A 23,214-nucleotide genomic window follows, 5' to 3' on the forward strand; every position below is an offset into this window, starting at 1 on the left:
AACAATAAATTTGAGAATATTGAAAAAATCTAGGAGAACTACCTTTAAATAATGCCAGCTAGCGATAATTCTGAATTAAATACTTTATTTCCATTTGCCGAGCTGAATATAGGTTGCAACATCATTGTTTGCTTAATCGGAATTTGAATACAGAATGTGGCTCCGTGTCCTTGTTCGGAAAAACACTTTAAAACTCCTCCGTGCTTCTCAACAATTTGGTGACTGATAGAAAGACCCAAACCAGCGCCATTACCAGCAGTTTTCGTTGTAAAGAAAGGCTCGAATATGCGATCGCGAACTTCCTCGCTAATTCCAGCGCCATTATCTTGAATACGAATAACGACGTGGGGACTAGAGAAGGAGAAACTAGAATGAGCGGTAAATTTGTCTTCAAGCTGCCACATTCCTAAAGCTAAGGAACTTTCATTTTCGACTTCCATGACTTCTGTACGAATGGTAATGGTTCCAGCTTCGCTCTGATTTTCCACAGCATCGATTGCGTTAGCAAGAATACTCATAAATACTTGATTAATTTGACTAGAATAACAGTCAATCAAAGGCAATTTGCCATATTCTCTAACAATCCGAATTCCAGAATGCTTGCTGATTGCTTTCAGGCGACTATCTAAAATCAGCAGAGTACTATCAATCCCTTCATTAATATCTATCGGCTTCATTTCTAACTCATCAGAGCGAGAGAAGTTACGCAGTGACAGAGCAATTTTACGAATGCGTCCTACATCTACTTTCATTGAATTCAGTGTTTTTGGTAAATCCTCTAAGAGAAATTCTAAGTCAATGTTCGCCATCAATTCTTGAATTTGAACGCGATCGCTAGGATGATATTTTTGATAAAGTTCGATCAAATTTAATAAATTCTGAGCATAATTACTTATGTAAGCGAGATTACCATGAATGAAGTTCACGGGACTGTCGATCTCATGAGCAATTCCTGCTACTAGCTGTCCCAAACTAGACATTTTCTCACTCTGAATTAGATGAGCTTGGGTATGTTGCAATTCATATAAAGCTTGCTGTAACTGTTGAGCTTGTGCTTGAGCAACAGTCGCAGAAATGCAACTTTGTTCGTAAAGGAGAGCCTTCTCAATTGCTACTGCTGCGTGGAAAGCAAACATCGTCAGAATTTTTAAGTCTTCAGAATTGTATGAGAGCGCGGTTCTCTCGCTCAGCTCATCTACTTCTTGGCTCCAAAAAAATATCACCCCATTCATTTGTTCTTTCGTCTTCAGTGGGACGCAAATTAAAGATTTGATCGGTCCTTGATACTCACCAAATCTAGGATCGGCAGTAATATCATTGACAATCTCGCCTTTACCTGTGTCAGCAATCCGACCAATAAGTCCTCCACATAACTTCAAAGATTCTTGAGATGGAAAAGCTTGACCAACAGATGATAGAGATTCTAACTCTCCTGTTTTTTGATTCAGGAGTAAAATCGATCCGCCTGTAGCTTCAATTAGTTTCCCAACACCCTCAATAACCAGTTGGGCAACTTCTTTTAATTCTAAGCTAGCAGTAATCTGAGTCGTAATATCGTGGAGCAAAGTCAGCTCTCGATATTTCTCTAATAATTCGTTTGCCAGCGCCTTTTTCTCAAATTCCTGTTTTAGTAAGTAAGAAATCAGGTTAACAATAGCAATAGCTTTTTCACTACCAGCAATCCAGCCAATAACACGGTCGGCAAATTCAATTGGATACCTATGTGTTGAGTTTTCACTACCTACTCCTACTATTCTTTTGCCATCAGCATCATGAATTTGAATGGCTGTACCTGTTTCCTGTTTTAAATACTCAAGCAGAGCAACTACTTCTTTTTTTGTTGCTATTTTTTTAAAGTTAACTGGAACCATTGGCTTTTGTCTCTAGCGGTTTGTTTATTTATTTATCTTATGTTTTTAAGCTCAAACCACTGATGGTTTAGCAACTATTCGCTATCGGAGTTAGTAGATTACCAGAATTAAATCACTCGGTGTAGATGCGAATAATTCTGTTGGTTATTTTCACTATTTCACTAGCGATCGCTGAATGCCAACTACTTTATTAAAATTTTATTAAACAGAACTATTTGCTTGAAGATTGGCTTTTAAGCTATTGAATTAAGCAATTTTACAGTTGTTATTAATCAAAAGGTAGATAACATCTGTAGATTCCTTAAATTTACTGAAGCTCGGCGGTCACGCTTGAGGAGTACCACAGCTTTTAAGTGTAAATCTATACAGAAATTATTGAATAGATAACTAGTTCGATCGCTCTAGTATCCGAAATTGCCTAGTATGGGAGTAAGATTGGGCGCATATTTGCTCTAAATAGCGATCGCCATATTAGTTTGTGTAGCAGGTTGAGAAAAAAACCTAGAGAAAACACCGATCCTATAATAAAAAATCTTACCAACTCTGCAATTAGTATAATAAACTGCGATTAAATACCGAATTTCTACTTAGCTTAGCTGAAAACATCAAAAGAAAAACTCCATTGAGGTAGAGTGTCTCTCTAACTTTGAATTAAATTTTCAGGATGTTTACTATTACACTCTGAATCTAGTTTATGTCAAATTATATTGACTATGGATATTCTAGAGCCACTTTACCCGTCTAACAGAATAGCTTAGTACGATTTATCGAGTTGAGATCGAATAGCTACATTTTATAGAAGATTATGGAGAAGTTAGAGTTAAATCAGTCTTTACCTGAAAATATAGATCCTAGCTGTCATTGCTCTCACACTAACTTTGACACTCAACTGAAACTGCCGTCTCATCCAACTAGTACTGCGAATATATCGCGGAAATTCACAGCCTTGCAAGTTACAATCGCACTATTCCTGACGTGCAATTTTGTAACTTTTAGCTGCATATTTTACCTACTGCCAAATAGCCGCTATGGTGCTACCAGTCAAGCGATCGCAGTCAGCTTGTTATCTATTTTAGCTAGTATTGCAGTTTTACTTGCTTATTGGGCTTTCCAATCTCAACATACTGGGTTACCAGCAATTCAACAGGACGAGCAACAAGAAAAATTACAGGAGCGAAGCGTTTTCGATCTTATACCTCTACCAGCTTACTGGATTAATTCGGAATTAAAGATTCTTGCGGTCAATCAACATCTGGTTCAAGCTCAAAACTTGCATACAGAAGAATTAATTGGGCAGCCTATTAGTTTTTATAATTCAAATTGTCATTTTCTTGAGTTTATTCAAGCTTTTTTTTCTCAACCAGAGCAAACCATTTATAAGGAACTAGAGATTCAAGCTGATAGCAGTACTCGTAACTTGCTAATAGTGGCGCAAAAAACTGCGCTAGAAAATACTGCAATTTTGATTGAAATCGAATTAACTGCTCGTCAGCAAAGAGAAATGTTATTGCGAGAGAGTGAAGAACGCTACATTCTGGCTTTGCAGGCTACTAATGATGGCATTTGGGATTGGAATTTAAAAACTAATGCGATTTACTTTTCTTCTCAATGGAAATCAATGCTGGACTATTCAGACAATGAGATGAACTCTTTAGATGAATGGTTTTATCGCATTCATCCTGGAGATGTGGAACGCATCAAAATGGAAATGCTCAATCATCTCTCTGAGCTAAATTCTAAGTTTGAGAGCGAATACCGGATTTTATGCAAGGGGAAAACTTATCGTTGGATGCTTAGCCGAGGAATTATTATCCGGGATACATCAGGAGAAGCGTATCGCATAGTAGGAACGCAATCTGATATTACTAACCGCAAAGTTACAGAAGAACAGTTACTCCATGATGCCCTACATGATGCATTAACTGGATTGCCTAACCGAGTTTTATTTATGGATCGGTTAAGTCATGCAATTTCTCTGGCAAAAAGGCGAAGAAATTATTTATTTGCCGTGCTTTTCTTTGACTTGGATCGCTTTAAGTTAATTAACGATAGTTTAGGTCATTCAGTAGGCGATCAACTACTCATTGCGATCGCCCGTCGTCTAGAAAAATATTTGCGAGTTGGCGATACTGTTGCTCGTTTAGGTGGCGATGAGTTTACGATTTTATTAGAAGATATTAAAGATGAAAATGTGGCTACTAATATTGCCAATCGGCTACAAGAAGAATTAACGCGCTCTTTCAATCTCAGTGGTAACGAGGTTTTTACGAGTGCTAGTATCGGGATTACTCTCAGTAGTTTTAATTACGAACGCCCAGAAGATTTACTTCGCGACGCAGATATAGCCATGTATCGCGCTAAAGCTACAGGTAAAGCTCGCTACGAAGTATTTAATACCACTATGCACACGCGAGCCGCTGCACTTTTACAATTAGAAACTGACTTGCGACGTGGACTAGAACGACGAGAATTTCAATTATATTATCAGCCAATTGTTTCGCTTAAAACAAGTGCGATTACAGGTTTTGAAGCACTTATTCGCTGGCAACACCCACAGAGAGGTTTAGTTTCACCAGCCGAATTTATTCCAGTAGCAGAGGAAACAGGTTTGATCGTTCCGATTGGCTGGTGGGTATTACGAGAAGCGTGCCGTCAGTTGAGTGCTTGGAAAATACAATTTCCTGAATATCAATCGTTAGTCATGAGCATCAATCTTTCTGCCAAGCAGTTTACTCAAACTAATTTAGTAGAAGAAATTACTGAAATTCTGCGGGAAACAAACGTACCTGCCCAAAGTTTAAAGCTGGAAATTACAGAAAGCGTAATTATGGATAATGCTGAAATAGCAACCACAATGCTGTTTCAGTTACAATCTCTAGGAATTCAGCTCTCAATTGATGACTTTGGTACGGGTTATTCGTCGTTAGCATATTTATATCGCTTTCCGACACATACTTTGAAAATCGATCGCTCTTTTATTAATAAGATTGATATCGACAGCGAACAATTTGAGATTGTACGTACTATTGTCACTCTTGCAGCTAATTTGGGTATGGATGTGGTAGCTGAGGGAGTAGAAACATTAAAACATTTAGCTCAACTCAAAGCACTTAATTGCGGTAGCGGACAAGGATATCTCTTCTCAAAACCAGTTGATAGCCAAATGGCAGCAAAATTGTTACAAGAGCAGAATATAGTTGTAGATACCCTACCAATATGATTGCGAATTCTGAAAGCTTAGTACTGCCACAACACGAGATTCACATTTGGCGTGCTAGCCTCAGCCAAAATTCAGCATATTTGCCACAATTAGTTAAAACCTTATCTGTTGATGAATTAGATCGAGCAAATCGCTTTCATTTTGAAGCAGATAGAAACCGTTTTATTATCGGTCGCGGTATCCTCAGAAGCATTCTCAGTTACTATTTAGATATCGAACCTCACCAATTACAGTTTTGTTACGGCAGTCATGGTAAACCAGCACTGAAGACGTGCGACTTGCTGCATTTTAATTTATCTCATTCCCAAGACTTAGCTTTGTATGCTTTTACTTGCGATCGCCAAATTGGAATTGACATAGAATACGTTCGTCACATACCTGAATTAGAGCAAATCGTTGCTCAATTCTTTTCAACCAGAGAACGCACGACTTTTCTCGCGCTTCCTTCCAGCCAGCAGCCAGCAGCCTTTTTCCACGGTTGGACTTGCAAAGAAGCTATCCTCAAAGCACTTGGAGATGGATTAGCACTTCCTTTAAACCAATTTGATGTTTCACTACTACCAGATCGACCTGCCCAACTACTCAGTATAAATGGCGATCGCGCTGCGGCAGAGCGATGGTTGCTTCGGTCGTTTATCCCAGCTGTCAACTATGTTGCAGCTATGGCAATCGAGGGACATGACTGGAAGGTGAAATGCTGCCAGTGGCAAGGATTGCAGGTTAAAGACAGTGATGTCGTGCTGTCTGTTTGTGAGGATGTAAGCTTTGACTGGCATCGTCCAGTTTATGGAGACAGCCAGTCGTAGAATTCTCAGATTCTTGCTGTTAATTCTCAAATAGATTGAGGCGATCGCCCTAAATATGCATTAATGTCGTTGTACTGGTTCTCTCGCGACATCTATTCGATCTGCAATTTTTTTGCCTCGATAACGGTAGCGCCACATAACAAAGCCAGTAACGAATAAAATTAGAGGTGCAAGTCCAACTAATACGTAGAGAACACGGCTGGGTAATCCCCAAAATGTGCCGTAGTGCAGAGGTGTAAAAGATCCGAGTACTTTTTTTGCTAAAGGTAAGTTTTGTCCATCTATGAGTTTTAATATTTTGCCGCTATATTGGTCGAGATAAACGCTACTGTCGCCATATTCGTTCGACTCTTGAGGATGTTTTTTATAGATAGTGAATGCGTCTTCTGGTTTCCTGGGTAGGTTGATAAAAGTAGTCTCTGTATTAGGTAAAGCCGCATCCGCTGTTTTCAAAATCTCTGTTATTCCCAAAGGTGACTTACCTGTAACAATTTGAGAAACTGGTTCAGGTGATTTTGGCGTGAAAGTCAGGGCGTAGATTGCAGGTTCGGCGTAATCGTAAAAATTCCAGCAGAAACCTGTAAAAGCAGTCAAACCCAAAAATATAGCAGTAACGATACCCGCAACTTTATGAATGTCATAATTAACTCGTTTGGGGTGCGCTTGCCATTTAATCTTGAAGCCACTGATTAGCTTACGCCAACCAGACCATAAAAAGATACCTGTAAGACTGAGAACCAGAAGTAGCAAGGCAACGATTCCAACAATTTTGATCCCAATGTCACCTGCTAGAAGCGCGTAATGGAGTCTAAATACAATGCCGATGATACTATCTTCCCAAACGCGATCGCCTAAAATTTTCCCTGTATAAGGATTGACATAAACATCAGTGGTTTTGTCATCCTCCGTTCTCAGCCGCACTCTGTAAGTCGGGTTGTGGGGCAGAGTATCAATAGAAGCTAGTTTGAGTTCGGGGCGATCGCGGTAAGTTGCTTTTACAGTATTAACAACAGATTCTATTGCGACGCGCTGCGGTTGTGGGGTTATTTGCGCAAATTGGCGCTGTAATAAATATTGGTCAAATTCTTTCTGAAACACTAAAAAGCTACCTGTTACGCCAACAATAATTAAAATCAGCCCTACAGCTAGCCCAATGTATCTATGCAAGCTAAATGCAATACTGCGCAGTGTTTTAGTTTTCATAGTAGATTTTGCATGGAAAAATGTCTGTTGCCACCTTGGTTGGCGGTGGCGATCGCCTAGCTATGAATTAGAGATTAAAACTAAACCTAGTCAAAGTATCTCATAAGTGAGTATAGTTATCACTTACTAGCTATAAAGTTTACTCTTATTTAAAAGCAGTCTCAAGTAATTTAGCTTAAAATTCTACAAAGATCGTTCCTAAAACAGTCAGAGGCGTGCCGTCGAAATAATGTACATCGAACAGGTTTTCAATGCTGAGTGCGGCTTTCCAGTTTTCGCGCTGGTAGAAGACTGCTAAATCTGTCTGCCAGTAACTCGGTAGTTTAAAACTATTCTCAATATTACCTGGGCGATCGCCAACGTACCGCACACCACCCCCAAAACCCAAACCTTGTAATGTACCTGCCTGAATCTCATATGTCGTCCAAAAACCACCACTATGACTGGCAATGTTGGGAACTTGAGAATCTACAGGCAATTGTGACGATTTGGCAATGCGTGCCTTTGTGTAAGCATAATAGACGATCGCATCCCATCCAGGGGTAATCTCACCGACTATTTCAAAACCGATATCTTGACTTTTTTGTTTTTCTGCCAAAACTTCCAATTCAGGATCGTTTGCATTTGTTAAAGTTACGTTTCGCTGAATGCCGTCGTATAAATAAAGAGTAGCAGAAAAGCGATCGTTAAAAAATTCTGTCTCAATGCCTACTTCTAAACCATTTTCTATTTCTGGTTTTAACAAAATACTAGAAATTTTTGGAACTGGGAGAGAGGAGTAACTTAAATTAGTATAGATAGAAAGCGAGTCACTAATTTGATATGAGATTTCTAGTTCTGGATTAAATGCTACGTAGTCTTGTTGACTAATATTAGGGATTTCATCGGGTAGGTCTGTAATATCGTTAATTACTAAGTCTAGATTACCCTCAAAAAATATACTAAGTCGCTTTCCTATAGCAATTTCATTCTCAAGATATAAGGACAATGAGTTTTGTCTACTAGTAAAATCAGCTAGAGAAAACGGCAATGGAATTGTTGTTGAGTTTATGAAATTAAATTGCTTGTCTGCTTGAGTATCGGTAGTTTTAGCAGATAGTACAAACGGAGATTTATTCAATTCTATCCCAAAACCCATTTCATGCTGAAGAATTCCAGTTTTAAACTCGTCACTCCACGTAAATTCAAGTACATAAAACCCATTTAGAGAATAATCGTCAAAATCAAATTCTCTGCTTGTTTGATGCGATCGCTTCTTACCATGACAATTTTTAACCCTATCCCAATTCACGTGTGCAGCTTGGAAAGAGTTAGCGATCGCGCAGTTGTCAAGATTGGGATTGCGATGGTCGCGAAGCGAACCGCCTTCGGCATCGCGCAGATCTTTTTCACTATCAGCCCATACTGGTTGAGTAAATAGTACCATCATTGTTACAGGTACGTATAAGAAAGATCTCCCTAACCCCCCTTGGAAAAGGTGGCAAAAGAAGATTTGTTGTAGGAATGAGCGAGATGGCACGATGGCACGGTAAATACTCCAATCAGAATTCTACTGAGAATGAGCCGATAACTGTAAACGGTGTACCAGGTTGAATTGCTCCTCTACCAAAATTGACACTTTCGTAGTACTTCACATCAAAAAGATTTCTAAAATTGATTGCCGCTTGCCAATTGTTACGTCGATAAAAGATAGCAGCATCAGTGCGGACGTAGCTTGGTAACTCATAGGTATTCTCATCGTCACCTGGTTTTTCATCAGCATGAAACAAGCCAATTCCAAACCCTAAACCTTGCAAATCACCGCTTTGAATTCTATAAGTCGTCCAAAGACTAGCAGTATTTCGGGGAACGTTAGCTGTTCGTAAACCAACTGGAAAAGATTCAGGATCGCTGCTTGCCGTTACTTCGCTATCAATATGACCGTAGGAAGCAATGATATTCCAGCCAGGAAGAATTTCCCCATTCACATCGAATTCAATTCCTCGACTTCTGACTTCACCTAGTGGTAGCGAAAAGTCAGGATTATCGGGATCGGTCGTGCCAACATTTTTTTTGGTAATTTCGTATCCTGCAAGCGTTGCAGCGAGTCTGCCGTCAAATAACTCGCCTTTAATACCAACTTCGTATTGCGTTCCTCTTTCAGGTTCTAGAAACGAACCATCAACTCTAGTCGCAGAATTAGGCACAAACGATTGACTATAGCTGGCGTAAAGTGAAATCGGCTCAATCGGTTGATAAACTATACCAATTCGAGGCGAGAAAGCATCTTCAGATTGACTGGAAGAAGTGTCTTCTAGTCTATCTTCACTCTCTTGGTCTACAACATCGAAACGTCCACCAATTAGCAATTTTAAATTATCTAACAAAGCAATCTGATCTTGCAGAAAAATACCGAGCCTATCTGTTTTGGAAAAGTCATCTCGTCTTGGCACGGTATATTCAGAAAGTGGTCTTCGGAAGCCATATACTGGATTAAAAATATTGATGTCAGGAGTAAACGGCAATCCATTGTTTGTTCCTCCTCCTTCTTCTCTAGCTAGATCGAACCCAAATAACAAAGTGTGTTGAATTGAACCCGTAGAAAATTTTCCCGTCAGATCGGTTTGTAAGGCGTATCTTTTCTCAGTATCATCATTAGAGTCAAATCTCCGTTCGATAAAGTCACCCGTTGCTTCATCAAGTTCACCTGGTTGAGTTTTCTGGTCAAAGGTATTAGACTGTTGAAATCGAAAAGCATTGCGTAATAACAAGTTTTCGTTAAATCGATGCTCTAGCCGATAGCCAGCCCCAATTTCTTCTAGTTTGTAAACATCATTTGGGTCGCCTAGAACTCGTGTAATCGGAATATCTGCCACTCCATCACCAAAGGCTACAACACCGCGATCGAATGGTTGCTCAAGATTTAAGTAGTCAAATTCAAAATTTAGGCTAGTATTGTCACCAATTTTCCAAGTCAATACGGGTGCAATGAAAAAGCGTTCGGTATTCTGGTCGTAATCGCGGAAGCTATCTGAGCTTTCGTAAACGGCATTTAATCGATAAAGTAATGTTTTATCGGCGTTGAGCGGACCAGATAGATCGATGCTGGGGCGATAGAGATCGTAGCTTCCTGCTTGGAAGTCGAAAGAGTAGAAAGGCTCGCTCAGGGGCTGTTTTGTTACGAGGTTAACAATTCCCCCTGGTTCGAGGCTACCATATAAAACTGAAGCTGGACCCTTAAGAATTTCTATTCTTTCTAAATTAGCAGTCTCTCGCAAACCCCCTTCACCGATCCTGAAGCCATCTCGCAAAACTGTATTCTGCGAAAAACCCCGAATGTTAAACCGATCCAGTGCGCCGCCAAAGTTACTATCTTCCGAAACACCACTGACATTACGCAAAGCCTCCTTGAGTCGGATGGCTCGCTGATCTTCTAGAACTTGTTGAGGAATAACTTGAATTGATTGTGGTATATCTCGAATGGGTGTGTCCGTTCTAGTAGCAGTCGATGCGTCGGGAACGCTATATCCAGTTTCTCGTTCGTCGGTGACGACAATTTCTTGTTCTTCCCCTTGTGTGGTTGTTGGCTGTTGAGTTTCCCCTTCTTTTGGGGGAACTGCTTCTTGTGGTGGTGTTGCTTCTGGTGTCGCTTGGGTTTGAGGTGGTGCAGTTGATGCTGGGGGTGCGGGTTGTTGGGCTGTAGGTGCTAACGCCTCTAATAGAGTGAGAGTAAGGGCGCGATCGCTCGTTGCTACTTCTACCTTGGGTAAATCTCTCGTTCCCGTCACCGTAACGCGGATATTATTCGTTCCCTGCTGCGTCACTGCAATAGACGCAATCCCTGATGCTGGGTTTTCTTGACGAACAGTTTTACCTTCTGCCAGTTGTGCGTTGGGAATGTTGGCGACGAAAGTATTACCGAAACCAGCAGGAAAGACTTGCAATGATTCACCCTCTGGTGTTTCTAAAATAACTGCCAGTCCTTTATCTGTTTGTTGCAGTTGTACATTGGTAACTTGGATAATGCGGCTTTGTGCCAAAGATCCCCAGATCCTCCCGCCTGCGGCTTCCCCCTTCAAAAGGGGGGTTAGGGAGAGTAAATTGCTCTTTGCTGTGTTTTGGGGGGTTGGGGAGAGTAAATTGCCCCCTTTTTTAAGGGGGGTTGGGGGGATCGACTCTGCTTCAGTCGCGCACACTGTTGGCGCGATCGCAACTGCGGCACTAACAACAAGCAATAAAGAATAGATCTGCGACTTCATTGAAATTTCCTCACACCAAATTTGAAACAATTAAGAAAAGCGATCGCGACAAAAAATCACTCAGCTTAAAACTGCCACGAAACTGTTCCCTGAACTGTAAACGGCGCACCAGGAATTGCTTGCGTTCTACTCTGTACTCCTTCAAAATATTCGACATCAAATAAGTTCTTGAAATTTAATGCTGCTTTAAAGTTGTCTCTTTCGTAATAAATAGCAGCATCTACCCGTGTAAAATCTGGGACTGTAAAAGAGTTATCCAAATCCCCTGCTCGACTATCGACATAAAAGATGCCAGCGCCAAATCCTAAACCTGCTAGCGAACCGCTTTGAATCGTATATTTCGTCCATAAACTAGCAGTATTAAAAGGGACGTTGTTGAGGCGATTGCCAACGACATAAGTATTATCAGCACTAATTTCCGCGTCGGTGTAGGCATAGGAGGCAATAACGTTCCACCCTGGTAGAATTTCTCCCGATACATCGAATTCAAACCCTTTACTTTGTTGTTCGCCTACCTGAATCGAAAAGTCAGGATCGGGATTATTGGCATCGTCAGTCAGAACGTTACTCTTGGTAATATCGTAAAAAGCTAAAGTTGAGGCAAGCCGACCGTCCAAAAACTCACCTTTAACACCGACTTCGTATTGTTCCCCAATCTCTGGTTCAACAGCACCGCCACCAGTAAGCCTACCAGTCTGCGGTATGAAAGCGCGGCTGTAGTTGGCATAGAGAGAAATTGGTTGAATTGGTTGATAAACAATTCCAACTCGCGGTGAAAATTCGCTGGCTTCTGTATCAACGTTTAATGTTGGGTCACCAGGATATCTTTCTTCTGAGTCAAAACTATCAAATCTGCCGCCTAGAACCAGTTTCAGATTGTCAGTAAAAGCAATTTGATCTTGCAAATAAAAGGCAATCGTATCTGATGAAAGCTTACCACCGTTATAGGCAGGATCGGGTTCGAGTGAGAAAGGAAAATCAAAGACAGATTCGTAGTCGGGATCGAAAATATCTATTGATGGGGATTCTGCCGCTGTTGCATCCTCGAAGTATCGTCCCGTCTGTCTAGCGAGTTCGACACCGAACAACAACGTATGCGCGATCGCTCCCGTGTTAAACTTCCAAGTCAAGTCATTTTGTAGCGTATAAGTCTCGTAATACTGACCGCCAAAATAACGAGCTAAAAGTAAAGTCCGGTCATCTGCTTCCAGTTCGTTTGCTTCTACAGAGTTATAGATTTCCTTACTACTGGTGTACCGCAAGGCAGTTCTGAGTGATAAATTTTCGCTGAAGCGATGGTCTAGATAAAGATAAGTGCGAAATTCGTCCATTTCTTGCTCGTAAGAGGGATCGCCCAAAAAGCGACTCAAGGGAATGTCAGCTACTTCGTCACCAACGGCTACTAAACCTCGGTCAATCGGTCGGCGATCGCGCAGATACTCTCCTTCAAAAGTTAAGCTGGTATTGGGGCTAATTCTCCACGAAACTACGGGAGCGATGAAATACCGCTCCGTTGAAACAAAATCTCGGAAACTTTCGGCGTGTTCGTAAGCAGCGTTCAACCGATAAGCAAGCGTACCATCAGAGTTGAGCGGACCCGAAAAATCCAGCGTCGGACGATAGAAATCGTAACTTCCTGCCGTGAAATCAATTTGGTAAAAGGGTTCGGGTAGCGGTCTTTTAGTCGTAAAGTTAATGATTCCTCCAGGTTGTGCTTGTCCAAACAGGACGGAAGCTGGTCCTTTTAGCACTTCAATTTGCTCGATATTTGCTGTTTCTGGGTAAGTACGAGTGTTAAATTGTCTGTCCTCTCTTAACCCGTTTTTGAATTGGATAGCCTCAAATCCCCGCACGTTATAGGTGGGGCTACGACCGCCAGCGTCTGTGGAGAAATTGACACCGCTAACGTTACGCAGTACGTCGTTGATGCGAACTGCTCCCTGGTCTTCTATCACCTCTCGCGGAATGACTTGAATGTTTCCTGGGACATCGCGGATGGGTGTATCGGTCTTAGTTGCTGTTGTGGAGTTAGGAACGCGATAGCCAGTTTCTCGCTCTCCCGTGACTACGATTTCTGATTCCTCATCTCTCTGTGTTGTTAGCTGTTGGACTTCACCTTCTGTAGGGGGAACTTCTGACTGCGGTGTAGTGACTTGTGGCTGTGTCTCGCTTGCAGGTGGTGCTGCTGGTGCTGCTGGGGGTTGAGTTGCAGCTGTTGTAGATGTAGTTGCACTCAGAACCAAACCATTTTCGCTTTGTCGTACCCGTACCTTCGGTAACTCTGTCTCACCCGTCACCACAACACGGAGACTATTGGCTCCAGTTTCGCTAACTGTCACCGCTGCAATGCCCTTTACAGGGTTTATTTGTCGCAGATTATTTCTATCTGAAATTTGTAATTGAGTATTGACAACATTAGCAACAAAAGTTTTACCAAAACTAGATGTAAAAACTTGCAGCGATTCGTTACTCGTTGTTTTTAAGACAATTTCTGTTCCTGATGCTGTCGGTTGAATTTCTACAGATGTTACCTTGACTACATCGGCTCTTACTGGCTGTGCCACAATAGCCACAGCAATTCCAGCCAGTCCCACACAACTGACCAAATGCATTTTATTCACAGTGTTTCCTCACACAAAGCCACAGCGATTTAATACAGCTCAAGCGCAAGCTATATGCTGAATTACTGAGTTATAAATCTACCTTCTACTAGGAAATTTTATCATTATTAATGCAAACTAATAGCATTAAATTTTAAGTATTTCACAACTGCTATGAAAACAAGTCTTTTTTTATACAAAATTTCAAAATTGGGAAATTTGAAAGTTTAAACTCGATCGCATATGCGATCGAGTTTAAATACAAGAGCGGCTCCAATCTTAGTTGAGGACGAAACGCACTCTTAGCACGACACGTCTTCCCCTTTTGAGATCGTTATATTTCCAACGAGTTACCTGCCTAAGTGCCGCTGCATCTAGGTCTGCATCACCGCTAGACTGCACTAACTGCGCGTTGCTCACATTCCCATCCGAATCTACATAGAAAGCAACTTTGGGAACCCCCTCTACTCCCCGCCTTCTAGCACTGGCTGGATACCTGGGTTCAGGACAACGGCGACAAGTTAGAGTGTTGGAACCTTCGGAATCACCCGTTTCGCTGCGCGGTTGTCTGACAGTTCGGGGTCCTGCTGCTACAGGAGTTCTAGGAGCTACAGCGGGTGCTTGAGGATTACCTCTACCAGTTAATACTTTTTCCTGCGTTGCCCTCTCGTTCCTGAGATTCGATAGCTGGCTTCTTAACTGAGGATTAGGTGTGGCTACCGGAGGTGGAGGAGGCGCAGGCTTCGGTGCAACAGCGCGCGGTACGGGCTTGGGTGTAGCCCTAACAACTTTTGGAGGAGGTGTCTGACGTACGACTCGTTGAGGCTGTCTGACTCTGGGCTGTTGTACCCGCCGTGGCTGTGGTTTTGGTTTTGGTGGTTCTGGTTTGGGTTCTGGCTTCTTGACCTCCGGTTTTTTAGGAGGATTGACGATAACAACTTCAATGGGTTTCGGCGGCTGGGTGAAATTCCTTTGCCATAATTTATCAATACCTGCGTATAGCAGACCAACGTGCAAAGCTACAGAACCAACTAAGCTACAAGCTAAAAGAGTCTTCAGCGATCGCGCTTCTTTCTCTCGCTGCTGGATAGCAACATTATCAGAACCCATAGAAAATAGTTGCCAACAATTTTCATTAACTCTTGCTAGACTATGATGTTACGTTCCCCATGTCAAGAGGGAATCAGTTATCAGTTATTAGTGACTAACCACCAACTACCAATTACCCATTACCAATTCATTTCAATAAGTCTGCGTCTCCTGGTTTTGGCTGAGAAAAGGTTGGTGGTTGTTGGTTGTTGGTTGGTTGTTGGTTGTTGGTAGGAGGTTCGGTGGTGGGAGATGTGGAGGTTTCGGGAGTAAAGACATTCACTAGAGTTTGTACTAAAGCATCTCGCTGTTGGCGGTTGAGGCGGTTAATCGCAGCGCGATCGCCTTCTAAGGGATTTTGGCGTAAAATTTTTGCACCTGGATACGTAGTGTCTTGAATGAGTTCGTTTGCCCCTAAATAATCTGCTAGGGTTAATTTCCAATCTAGACGGTAGTTGGGCGCTCGACCTTTGACATAAACGTGATACTCAATTAAGCGGTTGACAAGAGTGCTATCTGGATTGACTTTTCCTGACTCTCTACTAACGTACTTATTTTCTAGTGGAAGATTAGGTAGTTGTTTGTAAACTGGCTTCCATGCGTCGCGGATGTCGGCTGCGGGTGGTTGTTGGGCAATTGCTGGTAAACTCAGAGCGATCGCGATTAAGATCCCCCCAACTCCCCTTTTTAAGGAGGGTTTCGGTACACTTTTGGTTAGGAGAAATCTAAAAAATAACAAAAATCTCATATTGCTAAAATTCCACAACAACTGGTGTATGGTCGCTAGGCTTGGGTAGCTTTCGCGGTGCGGGATCGATCCAACAAGCGATCGCCTGCTGGTACAATTGTGGCGATAAGTATAGATGATCGATCCGCCAACCTAAATTGCGGCGGAATGCTGCGGTGCGATAGTCCCACCAGCTATAGTGTCCGCCTTCTGTGATAAATTTGCGAAAGGCATCGGCAAACCCTAGTGCTAAAATCTCCTGCAAGGCTTGACGTTCTAGTTCTGATGCCATAATTTGACCTGTCAGCTTGTCTGGATCGTGCAGATCTCGCTCGTCGGGAGCAATATTAAAATCACCGCAAACACACATCACCGGAGAAACGAGCAACTGCGATCGCAGATATTCTCGCAGTACTTTTAACCAGCCTAATTTGTATTCATATTTCTCGCTGCCTACTGCCGCACCATTAGGGACGTAAAGATTGACGATGCGGACGCGATCGAGCGTACCTGCAATTACTCGCTTCTGTTCGTCTAAAGCTGCGAGTAACTCAGCTTCTACAATACCGCTCTCTACTAACAGTGGTGCAAACCCAGTACTTACGTCTTGTAACGGCTGTTGACTGAGGATAGCAACGCCGTTATAGGACTTTTGCCCAGAAGCGTATACATAATAACCTAGATGCTCGAAGGGCGATCGCGGAAAATCTGCATCTACGACTTTGGTTTCTTGTAAACACAGTACATCTACTGGAGTTTGTCTTAACCAATCAATCACCTGCTCTAGGCGGGTACGAACCGAGTTCACATTCCAAGTGGCAATCTTCATTTATCAGTTATCAGTTATCAGTTATCAGTTATCACAAGAGAGTGACTAGTCACGAGTGGCTGATGACTAGCAAATAGTCTAGCCACCAGCCACTAGCCACTCACTACTTAATTACCCACGATCGCTCCATTGCAGATCGTACATTAACAAGTTGCAAATTATGGATTATATTAATCGTTGTTTATTTAAGTTTTAACGCTACAATTTAGAACGATCGAAAATTCTGTTTTGCATTGATAAGATGAAAACAATCTGTTGTTATCTAGTAGAGCAACCATATTTTTTGGTATTGTCGATCGCAGTTGATTTAGTAATTAAAAAATTTTGAGAATTTTTTCCTTCTTCCGATAGAAACCATACATAATTGAAGTAGCTACAGTATATTTAATATGAGATTACTAGATCGAATCAAACAAGCATTCGCTGGGTTTAGGGTGGTGCAGGAAACTGATTGGTGGGTAGAAATTATCACGACAAAGCCACGCTGCACTTACTATTTTGGACCTTTTTCAACGCACGATGAAGCAAAAGCAGCTTATCCTGGTTACGTTGAAGACCTTGATAGTGAGGGAGCGCAAGGAATTACAATTGTTATCAAGCGCTGCCAACCCACGGAGTTAACCATTTGCGCCGAAGAGGAAATGCAGGCTGATTAGATAGTTGGGAGTCAATCGCTATCACTGCTCAAGACTCACTTTGTTACGAATTGAATTGAGACTTTGAATAATCAAAGGAATGGCACTAACAAATATCAAACTAGATACAAATAAGCCAACTGCGCCATCTACCCATAACCAATGCATGAGCCAGATTGCGATCGCTGCTACAATTACGCCGATCGAACTAATTAAATCTGCCAAAATATGTAGAAAAGCACCTCGGACGTTGAGATCGTGATGGCTGCTGTCGTGCAGTAAAAAGACATTAAACCCATTGACTCCCAAACCTACCCCAGCAGTCACCAACATGGGTAAACTGAGGATCTCTGTCGGTGGAGACTGGAGGCGAGAGACAGATTCAATTGCAATCCAAACTGCGATCGCTACCAGTCCCAAACCATTGAGTACAGCGGCGATAGCTTCGATCCGCATATGGGCAAAATTTTCTCCTCTAGCTGCTTGTCGCTGTACGAACCAAGCTGCTAGCAGAGACAAAGCCAAAGCAAAGCTATCTGAGAGCAAATGACCGGATTCAGCTTGTAAAGCTAAACTATGACTCCAATAGCCCACCCCAAACTCAAGTGCGGCAAAACTGGCGATCGCGATCAGTGCCGTCCATAATAATTTAATTTTGCGATCGTAGTTGCTTAGTGTATGACAAGTGCAGCCGTGGATACCATGATGAGAATGACCGTGATGAGAATGAGAATTCAGCATAGAGTCTTGGCAAATATAAGTTGCGTATAACTTGTGAATTGTAATTTGTAATTCGTATTTTGTAATTAGTAATTCTATGTAGATGAGCTGTAGGGACAGACAGATGTAAGTCCCTACGAATTGACTTTGGCTGGATTTCTGGCTGAATTACTTAGTAGGAAACAACTGCTTGGGGATCGTTCCGTGAATTCCTTTCACAATATCTACTACCTGAGAAACATCAAAATCAATTGCCGCACTACCTAGCATCAAGGCATCTTGTTTTGTCATGCCATACTTCTCATTGGCAATTTGCAAGTATTCTCTGACAGATTTTTTCATGGCTTCATCCAGATCTTTGTCCAATCCAACAGCAATCCAAGCATCCTTTGTTTCCCCCATTGGAGTTGCTAACTTCATATCTTTGTGCAAGACAAATTCAAACGTGGGAGTTAAGGAACACTCGATCGCCGTCAAAGCAACTTCGCCATTTGCTTGAGCGCAATGGGGATCGCCAGCATAAAATAGTGCGCCAGGAACTTGTACGGGTAAATACAAGCTCGAACCACGTCCTAGAAGTTTGATGTCCAAATTACCACCATAGTTCCCAGGTGGTACGGAATTCGCTGCATCGGCTGGGTTAGCAGGCACGACTCCCATCAATCCGATAAAAGGTTTCAACGGGATCTCAATTGGTGGTAGGTTGTTGGCAGGTTGAAAAATGCCCACTTCCCGCCTGGCATCTATGGCGATAACTTTGGAGTAGATGGGAGCGTTATTTTCAGGATACTCGCCAGGTAATGCTCCTTTGCCGTGACGATTGGAAATTGCACCATAAGGCGATCTGTAATTGATGTCTAGAGTCTTAATCTCCAAAACATCGCCTGGTACTGCGCCCTCTATGTAAACTGGTCCAGTAATAACGTGAGGACCGGGACCAGTCTTTTTCACTTTGGCTTTAGTTTGTAGCTGGTCTAAGAGGATCTGCTGTCGAGAAATCGTACTTTTAGGATTTTTGGGAATGCCACCCTGGGCGAAAAACCGAACGGTGTCTCCTTGATCTGGGAGGATACCTTCGTGAGATATTGTCTCCATAACCACGCGATCGCCCGATTTGACGCGGGCGATGGGCTTGCTATCCGGTTTAAATAATTCTCCCCAAATCACGTTTGCGGGAGTTGAAAGAATTTTTTGCGTCCGTCCGGCGGCGATGACGGGAACTGAGATTGAAATCGTACCAACCAATAGTATTAACCCTAAACCTATTGCGATCGCCAGCTGCCCAGATTTATTCCATCTCCAAATACCGATCGCTAGCTGGGAATTGGCGATCGCAAATATTTTTTGCTTGTTCACTTGCTCCTCACAATCACACTTATAAATTCACGCTGATTTAGGCAAACTGATTCAATCAAATTAGGCAGATCGATTCATCGACTAGCTGACGCTAAGCCTGTAACTTTTAGCTCGGTTCATATTTTGATTGAAAGTACGTTCAATTATTTGTGATAAAAGATACATATAGCCAAGTTCGACATTTCAAAATAAAAGGGATGGACATCTTGTCCATCCCACAAAAAATCTAATTGAGGGAGCAGGGAGCAGGGACGAGCTGGGAGCTGGGGGAAGAGAGCTGAGGGGGATAAGGGAGACAAGGGGGACAAGGGAGCAATTCACAATTAATTCCCCACACCCTACACCCCACACCCTACACCCCACACCCTACACCCCACACCCCACACCCCATTCATCACTCACCACTACCAATTACCCATTACCAACTACCCATTACCAACTACCATCTTGACTTCTGACTTCTGACTACTCCCACAGCTTGCAGCTAAGATCCCCAGATTTTTGTGTCAAGCGTAGGTTTTCACGGTAGTCTACAGGACAATCGATCACGGCTGGGACATCATCAGCCAAAGCAGCCTTGAGCATGGGGATCAAATCAGTTGCCGATTCTACACGGTAGCCTTTTAGTCCCATACTTTCAGCTAATTTGACAAAATCTGGATTGCCAAAGTGGACGTAGGTTGATTCACCGAATTGATTGTGCTGCTTCCATTCAATTAAGCCGTAGCCGCCATCATTAAAAATTAAGGTGACAAATGGGTGTCCGACACGCAAGGCTGTTTCCAACTCCTGACAATTCATCATGAAACCACCGTCACCAGTAGCGGCAATCACTTTGCGATCGGGATAAACTAGCTTAGCCGCGATCGCCCCTGGAATTGCAATTCCCATCGCCGCAAAACCATTAGAGATTAAACAAGTATTGGGGCGATCGCAATGATAATTGCGGGCAATCCACATCTTATGCGCCCCAACATCAGAAATTAAAATATCTTCTGGTCCTAACACCTGCCGCAGGTCGTAAATTAATTTTTGCGGCTTGATCGGATAGCCAGGATCGTTAGCATAGTGTTCGTAATCAGCTCGAATATCTGCTTGCAGTTCCAAAGCGTAAGGATTCGGCTTGCCACTGCGATCGGCACGTTGCAAAATTTCATTCAAGGAATCAGAAATATCCCCTACGACTTCCGCCAATGGAATATAGCTACTATCAATTTCGGCTGGATTTGCTCCGACATGGACGATGGGGATCTCACCTGCTGGGTTCCAGCGTTTGGGCGAATATTCGATCAAGTCATAACCAATAGAAATAACTAAATCTGTATTGTCAAAAGCGCAATTAATAAAATCTCGCAGTTGCAATCCTACTGCCCACAAAGCTAAAGGATGGGTGTAAGGAATTACGCCTTTACCCATAAAAGTGTTGATAACAGGGATATTCAAGCGCGTAGCAAATTCCGTAACCGCTTCGCTAGCATTTGCCCGAATTGCGCCATTGCCGACTAAAATTAAGGGATTGTGAGCTTTAGAAATTGCCTCAGCTGCCTCGTTAATACTGTGAAATGAAGCATAAGTTTTTTCTAAGCCAGTTATACTCAGAGGTGTACCTGCCGCTGGCATCGCCGCGATGTTCTCTGGTACGTCAATATGCACTGCACCAGGTTTTTCACTTTGCGATCGCTTGAATGCCCTGCGAACCAGCTCTGGTGTAATGCTGGGGCGAACGATCTGGGCGCTCCACTTCGTTACGGGGGCAAACATAGCCACCAAATCTAAGTATTGGTGAGATTCGATATGCATCCGATCCGTCCCCACCTGTCCGGTAATCGCCACCAGTGGCGCACCATCTAAATTTGCATCCGCTACCCCTGTCATCAAATTAGTTGCCCCTGGACCCAAGGTAGAGAGGCATACTCCAGCTTTCCCTGTCAAGCGTCCGTAAACATCCGCCATGAACGCTGCACCCTGTTCGTGACGGGTGGTAATGAATTGAATGGAAGATTTCTTCAACGCCTCCAAAACGTGCAGGTTCTCTTCCCCTGGTAAACCAAACACGTATTCCACGCCTTCATTTTCCAAACATTGCACTAACAGTTCTGCCGTATTCATCTACCTTTCTCCTTGTTTGTGGGGAGTCGGGAGTCGGGAGTCGGGAAAAGTCAAAAGTTAAAAGTTAAAAGTCAAAACTAACTAATGCTTCTTACCTCTTGCCTCTTATCCCTAACCCCTCACTCCTCGCTCCTAACCCCTCTTACTTTATCCACACAGTTTTAACATTCACGAACTCATGTATACCCTGAATGCTCAGTTCCCTGCCGTATCCAGAGTGCTTAATGCCACCAAAAGGTAGCCTGGGGTCTGATTTGACCATACCGTTAACAAACACCGATCCTGCTTCAATTTCCGCGATCGCTCTGTCTCTTTCTGTTGCGTCTTGCGTCCAAATACTCGCTCCCAAGCCGAACGGGGTAGCATTGGCAAGTTGAATCGCTGCGTCTAGATCTGCAACTCGAAATAGGAGAGCTACCGGACCAAAAAATTCTTCTTGGGCGATCGCTGCATCCACTGGAATTTGACTCACAATCGTCGGCAGGTAGAAGTTTCCCGCTCGTTCGGCTGGCGGTTGACCTCCAATTAAAACTTTTGCCCCCACCTTGACGCACTCCTGTACTTGGTGGTCTATATCTTCTAGCATACTTGGCGTAGCTAGGGGACCGACATCTGTATCAGGTAACATTGGATCGCCAACTTTGAGCGCCGCAAATTTTGCTACCAAAAGTTTTTCAAATTGCTCGGCGATCGCCTCGGTAACGATAAATCTTTTTGCTGCAATACACGATTGACCGTTACATAACATTCTGGCAGTGACAGCCGTGCTAGCAGCTGCTTCGATGTCGGCACTCGGCATGACAATAAATGGATCGCTTCCCCCCAATTCCAACACTGTTTTCTTAATTTGTTTGCCCGCCGCTGCTGCTAAACTCGCTCCCGCTGGTTCGCTACCTGTTAAAGTGGCAGCTTTGACTCGTGGGTCGGCGATAATTGCCGCTACCTGTTGCGACCCTACTAGTAAAGTTTGGAAGACTCCTGTAGGAAATCCTGCCTCTTCAAAGATCTCTTCAATTGCTAAAGCGCATTGCGGTACGTTAGAAGCGTGTTTGAGCAGACCGACATTACCTGCCATCAAAGCTGGTGCGGCGAAGCGAAAGACTTGCCAAAAGGGAAAATTCCACGGCATCACCGCGAGGATAATTCCTAGTGGTTGATAGCGGACGAAACTGTGGCTGGCATCTGTTCCTACCGATACGTCTGCTAAAAATTCAGCTGCGCGTTCGGCATAGTAACGACAGACCAAAGCGCACTTTTCGACTTCGGCGATCGCGCTTTTTACAGTCTTACCCATTTCCAGGGTCATCAATTTGCCAAATTTTTCTTTGTCGCGTTCCAAAATCTTGGCTGCGGCATTCATCCACTGAGATTTTTGCTGCATCGGCACTCGTCGATATTGCTCAAAAGCCTGTTGTGCCAACTCTAATTTCGTGGCTATTTCTGCCTCGCTTAGCGCTGTAAAAGTTTCAATTGTTTCCCCAGTTGCCGGATTAATCGTTGCGATCGCCATAACTCAAACCTCCAAAATGAGGGGTAAGGGTAAATAGTTATCAGTTATCAGTGACCAGTGACCAGTGAAGAATGGGGTGTAGGGTGTGGGGTGTGAATTTAATTTTGGATTTTAGATTTTGGATTAAATTTCTCCCTTGTCTCCCTTGTCCTCCTTGTCTCCCTCAGCTCCCTCAGCTCTCTTATCCCCCTTGTCCCCTCCACATTCCTATTTTTGCTAGAAAATTACCTCTTTACCGCCGCAAGCGTTCAAATAAATGTATAAATAACTACAACTTTTTGATAGTGAAATAATATGGCTA

Annotated in this window: 15 protein-coding genes; 3 read left to right on the top strand and 12 right to left on the bottom strand. The window is 43.0% G+C overall.

The features are described from left to right. Positions 1 to 44: 44 nt before the first annotated feature. Positions 45 to 1,871, bottom strand: a complete 1,827-nt coding sequence (locus tag CHRO_RS09295; protein ID WP_015153944.1) for an ATP-binding protein — start codon at positions 1,869 to 1,871, stop codon at positions 45 to 47. An 805-nt stretch (positions 1,872 to 2,676) separates the two neighbouring features. On the opposite strand from CHRO_RS09295, the gene CHRO_RS09300 reads away from it, so the two are divergent. Both CHRO_RS09300 and CHRO_RS09305 read left to right on the top strand, forming a co-directional pair. Beyond that, positions 2,677 to 5,091: a sensor domain-containing protein gene (locus CHRO_RS09300; protein WP_015153945.1), complete on the top strand. Its 2,415-nt coding sequence runs from the start codon at positions 2,677 to 2,679 to the stop codon at positions 5,089 to 5,091. After that, complete coding sequence (locus CHRO_RS09305; protein WP_015153946.1) at positions 5,088 to 5,897, top strand: 4'-phosphopantetheinyl transferase family protein; 810 nt, start codon at positions 5,088 to 5,090, stop codon at positions 5,895 to 5,897. The genes CHRO_RS09300 and CHRO_RS09305 overlap by 4 nt, the downstream gene beginning before the upstream one ends. 60 nt (positions 5,898 to 5,957) lie before the next feature. Here CHRO_RS09305 and CHRO_RS09310 read toward each other — a convergent pair whose 3' ends face one another. From CHRO_RS09310 to xth, 7 genes are all read right to left on the bottom strand, one after another. After that, on the bottom strand, positions 5,958 to 7,100 hold the full coding sequence (locus tag CHRO_RS09310; RefSeq protein ID WP_015153947.1) for a PepSY-associated TM helix domain-containing protein: 1,143 nt from the start codon (positions 7,098 to 7,100) through the stop codon (positions 5,958 to 5,960). Positions 7,101 to 7,275: 175 nt separating this feature from the next. Continuing rightward, on the bottom strand, positions 7,276 to 8,529 hold the full coding sequence (locus tag CHRO_RS09315; protein ID WP_015153948.1) for a TonB-dependent siderophore receptor: 1,254 nt from the start codon (positions 8,527 to 8,529) through the stop codon (positions 7,276 to 7,278). A gap of 112 nt (positions 8,530 to 8,641) precedes the next feature. Beyond that, the gene (locus CHRO_RS29550; RefSeq protein WP_015153949.1) at positions 8,642 to 11,338 is read right to left on the bottom strand and encodes a TonB-dependent receptor; all 2,697 of its coding nucleotides are present in this window, start codon (positions 11,336 to 11,338) and stop codon (positions 8,642 to 8,644) included. Between the two features lie 65 nt (positions 11,339 to 11,403). After that, positions 11,404 to 13,950 carry a TonB-dependent siderophore receptor gene (locus tag CHRO_RS09325; protein WP_015153950.1) on the bottom strand — a complete coding sequence of 849 codons (2,547 nt, stop codon included), beginning with the start codon at positions 13,948 to 13,950 and terminating at the stop codon, positions 11,404 to 11,406. Positions 13,951 to 14,217: 267 nt separating this feature from the next. Beyond that, positions 14,218 to 15,048, bottom strand: coding sequence for an energy transducer TonB (locus CHRO_RS09330; protein ID WP_015153951.1), 831 nt, complete (start codon positions 15,046 to 15,048; stop codon positions 14,218 to 14,220). 127 nt (positions 15,049 to 15,175) lie between these two features. After that, entirely contained in the window at positions 15,176 to 15,775 is a 600-nt protein-coding gene (locus tag CHRO_RS09335) for a hypothetical protein (RefSeq protein WP_015153952.1), read from the bottom strand. Between the two features lie 4 nt (positions 15,776 to 15,779). Then, positions 15,780 to 16,583 carry an exodeoxyribonuclease III gene (gene xth / locus CHRO_RS09340; protein ID WP_015153953.1) on the bottom strand — a complete coding sequence of 268 codons (804 nt, stop codon included), beginning with the start codon at positions 16,581 to 16,583 and terminating at the stop codon, positions 15,780 to 15,782. Positions 16,584 to 16,972: 389 nt separating this feature from the next. Here xth and CHRO_RS09345 point away from each other — a divergent pair, with 389 nt between their 5' ends. Next, positions 16,973 to 17,239 carry a DUF1816 domain-containing protein gene (locus CHRO_RS09345; RefSeq protein WP_015153954.1) on the top strand — a complete coding sequence of 89 codons (267 nt, stop codon included), beginning with the start codon at positions 16,973 to 16,975 and terminating at the stop codon, positions 17,237 to 17,239. A gap of 21 nt (positions 17,240 to 17,260) precedes the next feature. Here CHRO_RS09345 and CHRO_RS09350 read toward each other — a convergent pair whose 3' ends face one another. From CHRO_RS09350 to CHRO_RS09365, 4 genes are all read right to left on the bottom strand, one after another. After that, positions 17,261 to 17,959, bottom strand: a complete 699-nt coding sequence (locus CHRO_RS09350; protein ID WP_015153955.1) for a cation diffusion facilitator family transporter — start codon at positions 17,957 to 17,959, stop codon at positions 17,261 to 17,263. 147 nt (positions 17,960 to 18,106) lie between these two features. Continuing rightward, positions 18,107 to 19,294: an acetamidase/formamidase family protein gene (locus CHRO_RS09355; RefSeq protein ID WP_015153956.1), complete on the bottom strand. Its 1,188-nt coding sequence runs from the start codon at positions 19,292 to 19,294 to the stop codon at positions 18,107 to 18,109. A 465-nt stretch (positions 19,295 to 19,759) separates the two neighbouring features. Further along, positions 19,760 to 21,403 carry an acetolactate synthase large subunit gene (locus tag CHRO_RS09360; protein WP_015153957.1) on the bottom strand — a complete coding sequence of 548 codons (1,644 nt, stop codon included), beginning with the start codon at positions 21,401 to 21,403 and terminating at the stop codon, positions 19,760 to 19,762. A 142-nt stretch (positions 21,404 to 21,545) separates the two neighbouring features. Continuing rightward, positions 21,546 to 22,913, bottom strand: coding sequence for an NAD-dependent succinate-semialdehyde dehydrogenase (locus CHRO_RS09365; protein ID WP_015153958.1), 1,368 nt, complete (start codon positions 22,911 to 22,913; stop codon positions 21,546 to 21,548). Between the last annotated feature and the right edge of the window lie 301 nt (positions 22,914 to 23,214).

This window comes from Chroococcidiopsis thermalis PCC 7203 (genome assembly GCF_000317125.1).
Lineage (GTDB): Bacteria > Cyanobacteriota > Cyanobacteriia > Cyanobacteriales > Chroococcidiopsidaceae > Chroococcidiopsis > Chroococcidiopsis thermalis.